Source organism: Qipengyuania sp. ABI-127-1 (assembly GCA_022953095.1).
In the GTDB taxonomy this organism is placed as follows: domain Bacteria; phylum Pseudomonadota; class Alphaproteobacteria; order Sphingomonadales; family Sphingomonadaceae; genus Qipengyuania.
In genome coordinates, this window is sequence record JALJCR010000001.1 from 1860810 (window position 1) to 1873547 (window position 12738).

Below are 12738 nucleotides of genomic sequence, written 5' to 3' on the forward strand. Positions count from 1 at the left end.
CCACCCAACTCACGCGGCGGCGATTTGCTCCGCAAAAGCTTTTATCGCGCCAACTTCGTCGCCGTTCCACACCGCACCCGACACGGCGAGGAAGTCTGCCCCTGCCTCTACCAGCGGCCCGCAATTGTCGGGCGTGATCCCGCCAATCGCGACCGAGGGCAGTTCGACCATCTCGCTCCACCATTCCAGCAGTTCGAGTTCGGCGCGATGCTCGGTTTCCTTCGTGGTGCTGGGGAAGAAAGCGCCGAAAGCGACGTAGTCTGCCCCCGCCTCGCCGGCTTCGAGCGCGAGATGGCGCGATGCGTGACAAGTCACGCCGATCTGCGCCTCGCGGCCAAGCTGCTTGCGCGCGTCCCTGGGATCGCCGTCGCCCTGACCGAGATGGACCCCGTCTGCTTTGAGGCGCTTTGCCAGCGAAATATTGTCGTTGACGATGAAGGCGACATCGCGCGCCGCGCAAATAGCCTGCAAAGGTTCGGCGAGCGCTGCGGCCTCGTGCTGGTCGATACCTTTTACTCGGAATTGAAAGGCAGTGACGAGACCGGGTCCGGCATCGAGCGCGCGTTCGAGCCGCGCTGGGAAATCGCCCGACACGTCGAGCGGCGAGATGAGATAGAGCTGGGTCGAGGGTATGGTATCGGTCATCGGAGGCGCTCTGTAGAACGCCGATCGCATTTCGTCACGCATTCAGACCTGCGAAAGCGTCCGGCACGTCTAACGGCAGGCATGAAAACACTGTTTGCCGCTGCGCTGCTTATTCCCCTCACCGCCTGTACCATCATTCCGGATACGCCCATGTCCGGCAGCGAGGCAGCAGCGCAGGGGACGCCGGTCGCGATGGTGCAGCCCGTCTGGGCGGGCGATGCGATCCTGACACCCCTGGAGGTTAAGGAAGACAGCCGCTGCCCGGTAAACGCTCGCTGCGTCTGGGCGGGCAAGCTCACCGTCTCGACACGCATTGCCGCCACGCACTGGACGCAGACCGCCCCGCTCACCCTGGGCGAACCCTATGAGGTGATGGGGCGCACCTACGTGCTGGTATCAGCTACGCCGGAGCAGACCACTGACGGCCAAATCGCTCCCGGCGATTATCGCTTTATCTTCGAGCGGCGTTGAGCCTCAGGCGACGCTGGCCGCGTGGATCTGGTCGATCGCGCCCGAGAGGGTTCGGTCGAACTCCTCATCGCTCTGCGTGGCGCGCAGGTCCTGCAGCAGACCGCGGCTGAAGCTGGCGATCATGCCCGGGTTCTTGGCCAGCTCGCGGCAGGCCTCGTCGGTCGAATATCCCCCCGACAGCGCGACAACGCGGAGCACTTTGGGATGCTTGGTCAGGTCGGAATAAAGACCCGCTTCCTTGGGGATCGACAGTTTGAGCATGACCTGCTGGCCTTCGGGCAGCGCACCGAGCCCTTCCTCGATCGCTTCGAGCAGGATTTTTTCGCCTTCGGCACGATCGTCGGCAGTGATGTCGTATTCAGGCTCCAGCATCGGGACGAGGCCGCAGCTAAGGATACGTGCGCCTTCGGCGAACTGCTGGTGGACGGCTTCCTTGATTCCGACCGGATTGGCAGACTTGATGACGCTACGCATCTTGGTACCGAAAACGCCGAGTTCCCTGGCGCGATGGCACATGGATTCGAGGCCCGGGTTGGGCTTCATCAGTTGTGCGCCGTCGCGCTCCTCCTCCAGCCCCTTGTCGACTTTGAGGAACGGCACGATACCGCGCTCCTTGAGGCGCGCCGGAACCGGCTTACCGCCACTCGCCCCTTCCATGGTCTTTTCAAACAGAATTGCACCGATCACCTTGCCATTGCCGAAGCTGGGCGCTTCGATAATGCGCTGGCGCATTTCATGGATCAGGCCGAACATTTCGTCTTCCGTGCTCCATGCGGTATCGTCCACCCCATACCCCTTTAGCGCCTTGGGAGTTGAACCGCCCGACTGGTCGAGTGCTGCAATGAAGCCCTGGCCTTCGGCGATACGCGCCTTCATCTCATCAAAAGTCATCTGGAAAACCCCGCGTCTGGTACTGATCGTGCATTCGTTTGCGCGCGCCATACAAAAGCGATTTCCCGCCTGCAACAGCGGTAGATGACTTATTGGCGAGCCAAGGTTCAGCTATCGCCGAGACGGTGCAGGAAGCGAGTGTGCTGCGACATTCGGGCCAGCGCCAGATAACTGCGAGCAGCCCCGCCACGGCGAGCACCGGCAACTGTAACTATCTCGGCCCTCAAACGTATTTCTCGACAGACATTGGGAAATTGCATGCTCGACGAGATCCAGCAGAAGCTCTGCGACAAAAGCGCGTCCGACTTTTCGGACCTCAAGGCCTTGACGATAAACTGTACGTTGAGGCCGACGCCGCAAGGTTCGCACACCGACAAACTGCTCGGCGTGGTGGAGGCAATTTTGGTGCGGAACGATGTCGCGTTAGAAAGCGTGCGGCTTGTCGACCACGATATCGCCCCGGGCGTGTATCCCGATATGACCGAGCACGGCGCCGAGCGCGACGACTGGCCGACAATCTGGGAAAAGGTGCGTGCAGCCGACATCCTTGTCGTCGGAACACCGATCTGGCTGGGCGAGAAAAGTTCGGTCTGCCAGCGCCTGATCGAGCGGCTCTACGGCCATTCGGGCGAGACCAACGATCGCGGCCAATATATCTTCTACGGAAAGGTCGGTGGTTGTATCGTTACCGGCAATGAAGACGGAATAAAGCATGTCGGCATGGGCGTGCTCTATTCCCTGCAGCATGTCGGCTACACCATCCCGCCCCAGGCCGATGCCGGCTGGATCGGCGAGGCAGGCCCCGGGCCGAGCTATGGCGACGCGAAGGAAGATGGGTCGGGCTATGTCGGTTTCGACAATAATTTCACCCGCCGCAACACGACCTTCATGACCTGGAACCTGATGCACATGGCGCGTATGCTCAAGGACGCAGGCGGCATCCCCGCGCATGGCAATTCGGTTGATCTGTGGAACGAGGGGCGCCGCTTCGACGCCCCCAATCCCGAATATCGCTAGCGAGCGAATTTCGCCAAAAAAGCACGCGAGCCTATCTTCTGGTGATCTTTCGGATGATCCCGTTGAAACTGAGCACCGGGGCACCATCGGCCCGGATCATGCCGACGACATAGATCGTCTTGCCGCCCGCGCGCACAACCTCTCCGCGCGCCTCGATCAACTGGCCGACGAGCGCCGGATCGAGGAAGTCGCCCGCCAAGTGCATGGTCACGCCATGCGAACCGGCAAGAGCATCGGTCGCGATCGTGAAGATAGCGCTGTCGGCGAAGGTCATCATACAGCCACCGTGCATGAAGCCTGCGCCATTCATATGGCGTTCCTCGGCGCGGAAGGCAGCAACCATCGAGCCATCGTCCTCGCGACGCTCGTAAAACGGCCCCGCGCGCTGCTCGAAGGCGTCACCCTGCCATACCGACCATCCCGCCCAGTCCCCTTCGGTGACAAGCACGAGACCACCGCTTGATCCTACCGCTTCGTTCTCGCTCATGCGGTCAGCGCCGCAACACCTGGCAGATCCTTGCCTTCCATCCATTCCAGGAAGGCGCCGCCCGCGGTAGATACGAAGGTGAAGTCATCTTTGACCCCGGCTTGCGCGAGCGCGGCGACGGTATCGCCGCCGCCAGCTACCGAAATCAGCGAACCATCCTGCGTCAGAGCAGCCGCCGTTTTGGCCAGGGAGACCGTGGCCGCATCGAAAGGTTCGGTTTCGAATGCACCCAGCGGACCGTTCCACACCAGCGTACGGCAGGTTTTGAGGACATCGCCCAAGGCTTCCACCGCCAGCGGACCGATATCGAGGATCATTTCGTCCTTGGCGACCTCATGGACGTTGGATGTGCGCAGAGATGGCGGGTTGGCAGCAAATTCTTTCGCCACCACCACGTCATACGGCAGGTGGACGGTACAACCGGCATGATCCGCTTCATCCATGATCCGGTTGGCCGTGTCGGCAAGGTCATGTTCGCACAGCGATTTGCCGACATCGACGCCCTTCGCGGCAAGGAAGGTATTGGCCATGCCCCCGCCGATAACGAGATGCTGGACCCTGCCCACCAGGTTGTGGAGCACGTCGAGCTTGGTCGAGACCTTGGCCCCGCCGACGATAGCGGCCACCGGCGCTTCGGGGTTGCCAAGCGCGGCATCGAGCGCCTTCAGCTCGGCTTCCATCGCACGGCCGGCATAGGCCGGGAGATAATGCGCCAATCCTTCGGTCGAAGCATGTGCGCGATGCGCGGCGGAAAAGGCATCGTTGACGTATAGATCGCCATGCGCCGCGATACCTTTGGCGAATTCAGGATCGTTGGCCTCCTCGCCCGGCCAAAAACGGACATTGTCGAGCAGACCGATATCGCCGTCCCGCAGGATACCGATCGACTGTTCGACAACCGGCCCCATCACCTCGGGGATGAACATAATCTCTTTGCCCAGCACCTTTTCGACATCGCCCTGCACGAAGCTGGTCGACATCGTGGAATGGCGCTGACCCTTGGGGCGACCAAAGTGAGCAAGCAGCAAGACTTTGGCGCCCTTATCGGCGAGTTCGAGAATGGTGGGCTTCACCGCCTCGACACGGGTGACGTCGGTGGCCGAACCGTCCTTCATCGGAAGGTTGAGATCGACGCGCAGAAGCACGACCTTGCCGGTAATATCGCCAAGGTCGTCCAAAGTCTTGAAGTTACTCATATTTCCAACCTATCCGTTCGGTTCGAGTGAAGCCGAGAACCGCTGGCCTGGCCGTGTCTCGACTTCGCTCGACACGAACGATGATCTGACTCTTACAGGAACTTCGCCATAACGCCGGCGGTGTCGATCATGCGGTTCGAGAAACCCCATTCATTGTCGTACCAACTAACGACGCGGGCAAGCTTGCCTTCCATCACGCTGGTTTCGAGGCTGTCGATGGTCGAGCTGGCCGGATAGTGGTTGAAGTCGCTGCTGACGAGCGGCTGGTCGGTATAGTCGAGCACACCCTTCATCTTGCCTTCGGCGGCCGCCTTGAGCGCGGCGTTCAGTTCCTCGGCGCTGGTGTCGCGGCCGGGCGTGAAGACCAGGTCGACGAGGCTGACATTGGGCGTCGGCACGCGGACCGAGCTACCATCGAGCTTGCCGGCAAGTTCGGGAAGCACGAGGCCAACCGCGCGGGCTGCGCCGGTGGTGGTCGGGATCATGTTCTGCGCACCGCCGCGGGCACGGCGCATGTCGCCGTGCATCTGGTCGAGCATGCGCTGGTCGTTGGTGTAGCTGTGGATCGTGGTCATGAAGCCGCGCTCGATGCCCACGGTGTCGTGCAGCACCTTGGCCATCGGCGAGAGGCAGTTGGTGGTGCAGCTGGCGTTCGACACGATCACGTCGTCGGCAGTCAGCGTTTCGTGGTTCACGCCGTAGACGATCGTGGCCGAGACGTTCTTGGCCGGAGCGGAGATCAGCACGCGCTTGGCGCCCGCCTTAATATGCGGTTCGGCCGCTTCGTGGCTCTGGAAGAAGCCGGTGCACTCCAGCACGATGTCGACACCCATGTCGCCGTGCGGGAGGTTGCCCGGATCGCGCTCGCTGGTCACCGCGATCGACTTGCCATTCACGATGATCGCATTGTTGCCGACTTCGACCGTGCCGGGGAAGCGGCCGTGCGTGCTGTCGTACTGAAACAGCAGGGCGTTCGACTTGGTGTCGGCCAGATCGTTGATCGAAACGAGGTCGAGGTCGTGATCGTCACGCTCGAGGATAGCGCGCGCCACGAGGCGTCCGATACGTCCGAAACCGTTGATTGCAACCTTGGTCGCCATTGGTGAGAACTCCTGCTTAACCGTTCAATTTATTCATGATTTGCGGTACGATGGCGTCCGCCGTGAGACCGAATTTCGCGAACAGATCGCCAGCCGGGGCGCTGGCGCCGAATCGGTCGATGCCGAAGGTCAACCCATCGGTCCCGACATAGCGTTCCCAACCGAAGGTAGTGCCCGCCTCGATCGAAACCTTGAGCGTGCTATCGGGCAAAATATCGCTGCGATACGCATCGTCCTGCTCGTCGAAAAGCTCGGTGCAAACCATCGAGACGACCTGCGCGCCAACGCCCTGCTTTTCGAGCTGTTCAGCACATTCGAGCGCCACATGCACTTCGCTGCCGCTTGCGACCAGCGTGACTTTGGGAGCATTGCCGTTCTTCTTCAGGCGATAGGCGCCCCTTGCGCACAAGCCGGTCTCTTCGGGTGCGTTGCGGACTTGCGGCAGGCCCTGACGGCTAAGCGCGAGAACCGTTGGACGATCGTTCTGGCGCAGGGCAATCTCCCAACATTCGGCCGTCTCGACAGCGTCGGCCGGCCGCATCACCAGCACATTCGGCATCATCCGCAGCGACTGGACATGCTCGACAGGCTGGTGGGTCGGACCGTCCTCACCAAGCCCGATGCTGTCATGCGTCATCACATAGACGACACGCTGCTGCTGCAGAGCCGAAAGACGAATGGCTGCACGGCAATAGTCGGTAAAGACGAGGAACGTGCCGCCATAGGGAATAACGCCACCGTGCAACGCCATGCCGTTCATCGCGGCGGCCATCCCGAATTCGCGGATGCCGTAATACACGTACCGGCCCGAATAATCGTCGGCGGTGAAGGCGGTGATGCCGCCCGCCTTGGTATTGTTCGATCCGGTCAGGTCGGCGCTGCCGCCGATGGTGTCGGGCAATTTGCCATTGATCTGCGCCAAGGTCGTTTCGCTCGCCTTGCGGGTCGCGACCTTCTGCGGCTCGGCCATCAGCGACTGGATATAATTGTCGAGATTGAAGCTTGCGGGCAGTTCGCCTGCCATACGGCGTTCGAATTCGGCCTTTTCGGAGCTGTTCGAGAGACGCACGTCCCATTCGGAATGCATCGTCGCGCTGCGCTCGCCAATGTCGCGCCAATCGGACAGAACCTGTTCCGGCACTTCGAACGGTTTGGCATCCCAACCCAGCACATTGCGCGCAGCGGAGATTTCATCCTCGCCGAGCGGCGCACCATGAGTGGCACTGGTGCCCTGTTTGTTGGGCGCGCCCTTGCCGATGACCGTCTTACAGGCAACGAGGGACGGGCGTTCGTCGGCGACAGCTTCGTCGATCGCGCGGCGGATATCGTCAAAATCGTGGCCATCGCAGCTTACGACGTGCCATCCGGTCGCTTCGTACCGGGCTTTGATGTCCTCGCTGGTGGATAGATCGGTCGTACCGTCGATGGTGATGTTGTTGTCGTCCCACAGCACCACCATGCGGCCGAGCTTCAAATGTCCGGCCAGGCCGATCGCCTCGTGATTGATGCCTTCCATAAGACAGCCATCGCCCGCGATCACCCAGGTACGGTGATCGACCAGCTCGTCGCCGAACGTCGCATTCAGGTGACGTTCCGCCATCGCCATCCCGACAGCCATTGCAAGACCCTGCCCAAGCGGCCCCGTGGTGCTTTCCACGCCATCGAGAAGGAAGTTTTCCGGATGCCCGGCGCAGGGGCTGCCGAGCTGCCGGAAGTTGCGGATGTCTTCCATCGTCGGGCGGGCATACCCCGACAGATGCAACAGGCTGTAGATCAGCATCGAGCCGTGACCCGCCGACAGCACGAAACGATCGCGGTCGGCCCAGTCGGGCGCCTTGGGATCGTGCTTTAGATACTCGCTCCACAGGACGGTCGCGACATCGGCCATGCCCATGGGCATGCCGGGATGCCCCGAATTCGCCGCCTGCACCGCATCCATAGAAAGCGCCCTGATGGCATTGGCCATCTGGACCATGCGAGCAGTGTCGAGACTCATAGAATATATTCTCCGGAAAACAGGGCCGATTCGACGCGCGCGAAGCCTTCGCGGAGCGCGCGCGCGAGGTCAACCCGCGCGCGCAGCCATTCTCACCGCACATCTGCTCATCCCACTTGTCAACAGAAGGACCCAAGCCTTTGCATGACAGCGGCTATCTTGGTACTCAGTCCCAGCCATGAATTCCGAACGTATTCAAAATGCTCTTGACCGGATCGATCGTGCATTGGCGCGGATCGAGACTCAGGCAGCGCTTAAGGCGCATTCCCCGGTATCGAGCGGGCCATCCAATGCCGAACTCGTCGCCCGCCATGAAGCGCTGCGCGAAAGCGTAGCGGCCAGCATCGCGGAACTCGACGGGCTGATCAAAGGGCTCGAGGTATGAGCAATGTCACGCTCGCCGTTGGCGGTCGCAACTATACCGTCTCCTGCGAAGACGGGCAGGAAGACCACGTCCAGCGGCTTGCCGGCATCGTCGACGCCAAGCTCGGATCGATGGGTGCCAATCTTTCCAATCAGGAAGCAAAGAACCTGCTCTTCGCCGCGCTGTTTTTGGCCGACGAACTCGACGAAGCAACGAAAGTGGCTGTCGATCCGGCGGAACCGGCGATCGACGCGGAAAAACTGGCCGGTCAACTCGAACGCATTGCGATCGCGCTTGAGAACGCAGCCTCCACTCTTGAGAGTGGAGCGAGCGCATCCTAAATAGGCCGAGGCGGGGCTGCCCGGCACGAGCCGCATGAATATCCCTGAGGCTATAAGCAATCCAAGGGAGCTGTCCCTGCCCTGGTCCACCGGTTCGGCCGTGGGATTGGGGCATACGGCACCCACCTGACGTTTTAGGCGTCAGAGGATTTCGCCGGAAACGACCCATGGTGGTCCCGCCACTTTTCCAGCTTGGTGCGGTCAGGGCATCCGTCCTTATCTTGCTGTGCCATCCCGCTTCCCCTCCCGACCACCCATAAGGAACGGTCCCGTGGGTGGCCGGGAGGGGGAGCGGGATAGAGCGACCGTAAGGGAGCGAATAGACGCCAAGGAAGTCTAACCCTAGAGAGCTCTGCCGTGACCAAAGACGAACTCCGCAAAGAACTCCGCGCTGCGCGCCGCGAGCATGTGGCCGCGCTGCCTGCCAGCATGCGCACACTCGTTTTCATGCGCCCTCCCGCGCCCTTGCTGGAACTGGTTCCTGACGACGCCATCATCGGACTTTATCGGGCGACAGCCTCCGAGGCGCCCGCAGCGGCCTACGCCCGTTATTTCCTCGAGCACGGCCACGCGATCGCCCTCCCCCGGTTTGCGGACAAGCGCGCAGCGATGGATTTGGCACGCTTCACCGATCCCTTCGAGGAAAGCGATCTAGAGAGCGGTCCCTTCGGCATTATGCAACCGAGCGCCGACGCAGAACCGGTAGCGCCGAAGGTCCTCTTCGTCCCGCTGGTCGGGTTTACCGTAGACGGCGCGCGGCTCGGTCAGGGCGGAGGCCATTACGATCGCTGGCTCGCCGCAAATCCCGGCACGACCGCCATCGGCCTTGCCTGGGACACGCAACTGGTAGACGAATTACCGATCGAGCCGCACGACGTCCCGCTGTCGGCCATCGTCACTCCAACCCGCATCTATGGACCCTTCGCATGAGGAAAGAACCCACCTGGCGCATTCCGGTCGGCCTGCTTGGCCTCCTGCTGGGGCTTTCGATCTATGCCCTCGTCATTGCTCGTTATGCGCCAGGGGTAATCGGCGATTGGCCGACCCTCGTGCAGACGGTGATCTACATCGTGCTCGGCCTCGTCTGGCTGCTGCCGCTCCGCCGCTTTCTGATCTGGATGGAAACCGGCCGCTGGGGCTGATTGCCAAGCGATACCGCCTGCCCTAGCCTTTTCCGTCAAAGGGAGAGGGCATGACCACACAGGCAGCGGAGGCCGACAAGCCGTCGGTCTGGCTCAAGCTCGCGCATGGATCGGGCGCGGCAGCTTTCGGCATAAAGAACAACGGCTTCGACTATTTTCTGCTGTTGTTTTACGGCACTGTGATCGGTCTCGAGCCGGGTCTGGTCGGTCTCGCCATCCTCATCGCCCTGGTGGTCGACGCCATCAGCGATCCGCTGGTTGGCTATTGGTCGGACAATTTCCGCAGCCGCTGGGGCCGCCGCCATCCCTTCATGTACGCCGCCGCCCTGCCCGTGGCGCTGAGTTACTTCCTGCTGTGGAATCCGCCCGACTGGGGGCAGAGCGGACTGTTCCTGTACCTGACCCTGCTCGCGGTCCTGATCCGCACGTGCATTACCTTTTACGAAACACCGAGTTCGGCGCTAATTCCCGAACTCACGAGCGATTACGAGGAACGCACCAGCCTGCAGGCCTACCGCCTATTCTTCGGCTGGTCGGGCGGCAACATCATGAGCATCGTTATGTTCGGCGTGCTGCTGACCGGCCCGTTGGGCATGCGCGATCAACAGGCCTATGTCACCTACGGCATTATCGGCTCGCTCCTGATCTTCGCCGCGATCATGATTTCAGCACTCGGCACGCACAGCCGCATACCGCATTTGCACCGCCCGGTCGAAACCGGCGAGCGCTACAGCATCCGCCGCATATTCAGAGAGATGGTTGAGACGCTGAGCGAGAAAAGCTTCCTGGCGCTGTTTCTCGCCACGGTGCTGTTCGCCATCGCGACAGGGCTGTCCGCCGCTCTGGCGTTCCTCATACTCCGCTATTTCTGGGGCTTCAGCGAATTCCAGATCTTCATCTGGACCTGTACGGTGTTCTTTTCGGCACTCCTGGGATTTGTCATCGCCCCCCGGGCCACGCGCAGGCTGGGCAAGAAGCAGGCGACAATCGTCCTGGGGCTGCTCGCCTTCACGATCCAGCCTGCCCCTGTTCTGCTTCGGCTTGCCGGGCTGATGCCCGAAAACGGCGATCCGCGGCTGTTCCCATTGGTATTGAGCATCAATGTCATCGATCTGGCGCTGATCATTGCAGTGCAGGCAGTCGCCTATTCGATGATCGCCGACCTCGTCGAGTCGAACCAGGTAAAGACCGGGAGGCGTTCCGAAGGCGTCTATTACGCCGCGATGACCTTCACGCGGAAGACAACGCAAGGCCTCGGCGTGCTGAGCGCGGGATTGATCCTGTCGCTGATCGCTTTTCCCGAAGGTGCCGATCCGGCGAGCGTCGAGCCCGAGATCCTGTGGAATCTGGGCGCGTTCTATGCGCCGTCATTGCTGGTGCTGTGGCTGACCGCGCTGTTCTTCGTCTCGCGCTACCGGATCGACAAGGAAGACCATGAGGCGAATCTGCGCAAGCTGGCGGAAGCGCGGAAATCCGCGACCGGCTGACGGTTTGCGATCGGAAGCAAAACCCAAGTGGCGCGAGTGACGGGACTCGAACCCGCGACCTTCGGCGTGACAGGCCGACACTCTAACCAACTGAGCTACACCCGCGTAGCCACTTGGGAGCCGCGCATCTACGGGCGGCTCCGATTTCTGTCAATGGCCTATATCGCGCTTTTTTTGCTCTTTTTGCGAGGAGCGATTTGGCGACCCGTTACAAGCGGTATTCGGGTACGAAAAAGGGCACCGGAGCCGCGCTCCGGTGCCCTTTTTTCGATCCTTCCGCTCACCCCGGGATTGGGGAGACCTGTCAGTCGACGAGGATAAGCGCCGGGGTTTCCAGCAGCTTCCTGAGCGCCTGTACAAAGCTCGCCGCATCCCAGCCATCGACCACGCGGTGGTCGCAACTGATCGAGATGTTCATCAGCTTGCGCTTCTCGATCCGTTCCACACCGTCGGTGCCGGTCACGTACATCGGGCGCTCAATGATGCGGTTCGGGCCGATGATGGCGACTTCCGGACGGTTGATGACCGGTGTCGTCGCCACACCGCCGAGCGGACCGAGCGAGGTAACGGTGAGCGTACCGCCCTGCATTTCTTCCGACTTGGCCGTGCCGGCACGGGCTGCATCGGCCAGGCGAGAAATCTCGTTCGCAAGCTGCCACAGGTTTTTGGCCTGCGCATTCTTGATGACCGGGACCATCAGGCCCGCATCGGTCTGCGCGGCCATGCCCAAATGCACTGCTCCATGACGCGTGACCACGCCCGCTTCATCGTCATACCGCGCATTGATCATCGGGAAGTCGGGCAGCGTCTTGCAGATCGCGGTGATCAGCAGCGGCAGGATGGTCAGCTTCGGCTTGTCGCCGCGATTGGCGTTGAGCTGCGCGCGCAGTTCCTCCAGCGCGGTAACATCGCACTCCTCGACATATGAAAAGTGCGGGATGTTGCGCTTAGATGCGGCCATGTTCTCGGCGATGCGGCGGCGCATGCCGATGACCTTCTTTTCCTCGTCCGCGCGGGTCTTGGCGGCGGCGCCATATCCCGAATTGTAGGACAGGAACTGGTCGAGATCGCCGTGGCGGATGCGACCGTCTTCGGCGGGCTTGACCTGGGCGAGATCGACGCCGAGATCCTTGGCGCGCTGGCGCACCGCCGGGGTAGCGAGAACCTTAGCCTGCCGCGTCGGCTCGGGCGCCGGGGTCGGTTCCGGAATGAGTTCGGGCTCGGGATCTGCGGCGAGCGCATCGTCGGCATCGCTGGCGTCCGAAGTCTCGACCTCGATGCGCTCTTCGACTTCTTCCGCCTTGGGAGCAGGCGCGGGGGCCGGAGCCTCCTCGGCCACGTCGTCGGGTACCTCGCCCTCGACCTCGATCACAACCAGCATCGAGCCGATCGAGACCATGTCGCCTTCAGCACCCGCAATTTCCAGGATCTTGCCGTCGACCGGGCTTTCCATCGGCACGGTCGCCTTGTCGGTCATCATGTCGACGAATTCCTCGTCTTCCTTGACCGTGTCGCCGACCTTTTTGTGCCATTGCACGATTTCGGCCTCGGCGATGCCTTCGCCGATATCGGGCATGTTGAAGGTGAATTTCGCCATGAGG

General features: G+C 61.7%; 14 protein-coding genes, 1 tRNA gene and 1 other RNA gene. 8 read left to right on the forward strand and 8 right to left on the reverse strand.

The features are described from left to right. Positions 1-9 precede the first annotated feature (9 nt). Positions 10-645 carry a thiamine phosphate synthase gene (gene thiE, locus MUY37_RS09160; protein WP_499195029.1) on the reverse strand — a complete coding sequence of 212 codons (636 nt, stop codon included), beginning with the start codon at positions 643-645 and terminating at the stop codon, positions 10-12. An 81-nt stretch (positions 646-726) separates the two neighbouring features. On the opposite strand from thiE, the gene MUY37_RS09165 reads away from it, so the two are divergent. Then, positions 727-1116: a hypothetical protein gene (locus tag MUY37_RS09165; RefSeq protein WP_499195030.1), complete on the forward strand. Its 390-nt coding sequence runs from the start codon at positions 727-729 to the stop codon at positions 1114-1116. A 3-nt stretch (positions 1117-1119) separates the two neighbouring features. Here MUY37_RS09165 and MUY37_RS09170 read toward each other — a convergent pair whose 3' ends face one another. Next, the gene (locus tag MUY37_RS09170) at positions 1120-2007 is read right to left on the reverse strand and encodes a fructose bisphosphate aldolase (RefSeq protein WP_499195031.1); all 888 of its coding nucleotides are present in this window, start codon (positions 2005-2007) and stop codon (positions 1120-1122) included. A gap of 258 nt (positions 2008-2265) precedes the next feature. Here MUY37_RS09170 and MUY37_RS09175 point away from each other — a divergent pair, with 258 nt between their 5' ends. After that, complete coding sequence (locus MUY37_RS09175) at positions 2266-3024, forward strand: flavodoxin family protein (RefSeq protein ID WP_499195032.1); 759 nt, start codon at positions 2266-2268, stop codon at positions 3022-3024. A gap of 31 nt (positions 3025-3055) precedes the next feature. On the opposite strand, the gene MUY37_RS09180 is transcribed toward MUY37_RS09175, so the two are convergent. From MUY37_RS09180 to tkt, 4 genes are all read right to left on the reverse strand, one after another. Then, complete coding sequence (locus tag MUY37_RS09180) at positions 3056-3511, reverse strand: PaaI family thioesterase (RefSeq protein WP_499195033.1); 456 nt, start codon at positions 3509-3511, stop codon at positions 3056-3058. Beyond that, positions 3508-4707, reverse strand: coding sequence for a phosphoglycerate kinase (locus tag MUY37_RS09185; protein WP_499195034.1), 1200 nt, complete (start codon positions 4705-4707; stop codon positions 3508-3510). The genes MUY37_RS09180 and MUY37_RS09185 overlap by 4 nt, the downstream gene beginning before the upstream one ends. A gap of 92 nt (positions 4708-4799) precedes the next feature. Beyond that, entirely contained in the window at positions 4800-5807 is a 1008-nt protein-coding gene (gene gap / locus MUY37_RS09190; RefSeq protein ID WP_499195035.1) for a type I glyceraldehyde-3-phosphate dehydrogenase, read from the reverse strand. Between the two features lie 16 nt (positions 5808-5823). After that, positions 5824-7803: a transketolase gene (gene tkt / locus MUY37_RS09195; RefSeq protein ID WP_499195036.1), complete on the reverse strand. Its 1980-nt coding sequence runs from the start codon at positions 7801-7803 to the stop codon at positions 5824-5826. Positions 7804-7981: 178 nt separating this feature from the next. On the opposite strand from tkt, the gene MUY37_RS09200 reads away from it, so the two are divergent. From MUY37_RS09200 to MUY37_RS09225, 6 genes are all read left to right on the forward strand, one after another. After that, positions 7982-8188, forward strand: a complete 207-nt coding sequence (locus tag MUY37_RS09200) for a hypothetical protein (protein WP_499195037.1) — start codon at positions 7982-7984, stop codon at positions 8186-8188. Continuing rightward, entirely contained in the window at positions 8185-8508 is a 324-nt protein-coding gene (locus MUY37_RS09205) for a cell division protein ZapA (RefSeq protein WP_499195038.1), read from the forward strand. The genes MUY37_RS09200 and MUY37_RS09205 overlap by 4 nt, the downstream gene beginning before the upstream one ends. Positions 8509-8518: 10 nt before the next feature. Continuing rightward, positions 8519-8689: non-coding RNA, 6S RNA (ssrS, locus tag MUY37_RS09210), on the forward strand. A 176-nt stretch (positions 8690-8865) separates the two neighbouring features. After that, entirely contained in the window at positions 8866-9438 is a 573-nt protein-coding gene (locus tag MUY37_RS09215) for a 5-formyltetrahydrofolate cyclo-ligase (RefSeq protein ID WP_499195039.1), read from the forward strand. Further along, positions 9435-9650 (forward strand): DUF2842 domain-containing protein, encoded by a 216-nt coding sequence (locus MUY37_RS09220; RefSeq protein ID WP_499195040.1) that lies wholly within the window; start codon positions 9435-9437, stop codon positions 9648-9650. Before MUY37_RS09215 ends, MUY37_RS09220 begins: the two co-directional genes overlap by 4 nt. A gap of 50 nt (positions 9651-9700) precedes the next feature. Continuing rightward, the gene (locus tag MUY37_RS09225; protein ID WP_499195041.1) at positions 9701-11137 is read left to right on the forward strand and encodes an MFS transporter; all 1437 of its coding nucleotides are present in this window, start codon (positions 9701-9703) and stop codon (positions 11135-11137) included. Positions 11138-11165: 28 nt separating this feature from the next. Here MUY37_RS09225 and MUY37_RS09230 read toward each other — a convergent pair. Together MUY37_RS09230 and MUY37_RS09235 are read right to left on the reverse strand one after the other, a co-directional pair. After that, positions 11166-11242: transfer RNA gene (locus MUY37_RS09230), tRNA-Asp, on the reverse strand. A gap of 199 nt (positions 11243-11441) precedes the next feature. Then, the gene (locus tag MUY37_RS09235) at positions 11442-12734 is read right to left on the reverse strand and encodes a dihydrolipoamide acetyltransferase family protein (protein ID WP_499195042.1); all 1293 of its coding nucleotides are present in this window, start codon (positions 12732-12734) and stop codon (positions 11442-11444) included. Positions 12735-12738: the final 4 nt, after the last annotated feature.

Bases quoted from the DNA above. Each gene is read 5' to 3' on its own strand.
- thiE (WP_499195029.1), bottom strand. From the start codon at position 645: ATGACCGATACCATACCCTCGACCCAGCTCTATCTCATCTCGCCGCTC.
- MUY37_RS09165 (WP_499195030.1), top strand. From the start codon at position 727: ATGAAAACACTGTTTGCCGCTGCGCTGCTTATTCCCCTCACCGCCTGT.
- MUY37_RS09170 (WP_499195031.1), bottom strand. From the start codon at position 2,007: ATGACTTTTGATGAGATGAAGGCGCGTATCGCCGAAGGCCAGGGCTTC.
- MUY37_RS09175 (WP_499195032.1), top strand. From the start codon at position 2,266: ATGCTCGACGAGATCCAGCAGAAGCTCTGCGACAAAAGCGCGTCCGAC.
- MUY37_RS09180 (WP_499195033.1), bottom strand. From the start codon at position 3,511: ATGAGCGAGAACGAAGCGGTAGGATCAAGCGGTGGTCTCGTGCTTGTC.
- MUY37_RS09185 (WP_499195034.1), bottom strand. From the start codon at position 4,707: ATGAGTAACTTCAAGACTTTGGACGACCTTGGCGATATTACCGGCAAG.
- gap (WP_499195035.1), bottom strand. From the start codon at position 5,807: ATGGCGACCAAGGTTGCAATCAACGGTTTCGGACGTATCGGACGCCTC.
- tkt (WP_499195036.1), bottom strand. From the start codon at position 7,803: ATGAGTCTCGACACTGCTCGCATGGTCCAGATGGCCAATGCCATCAGG.
- MUY37_RS09200 (WP_499195037.1), top strand. From the start codon at position 7,982: ATGAATTCCGAACGTATTCAAAATGCTCTTGACCGGATCGATCGTGCA.
- MUY37_RS09205 (WP_499195038.1), top strand. From the start codon at position 8,185: ATGAGCAATGTCACGCTCGCCGTTGGCGGTCGCAACTATACCGTCTCC.
- MUY37_RS09220 (WP_499195040.1), top strand. From the start codon at position 9,435: ATGAGGAAAGAACCCACCTGGCGCATTCCGGTCGGCCTGCTTGGCCTC.
- MUY37_RS09225 (WP_499195041.1), top strand. From the start codon at position 9,701: ATGACCACACAGGCAGCGGAGGCCGACAAGCCGTCGGTCTGGCTCAAG.
- MUY37_RS09235 (WP_499195042.1), bottom strand. From the start codon at position 12,734: ATGGCGAAATTCACCTTCAACATGCCCGATATCGGCGAAGGCATCGCC.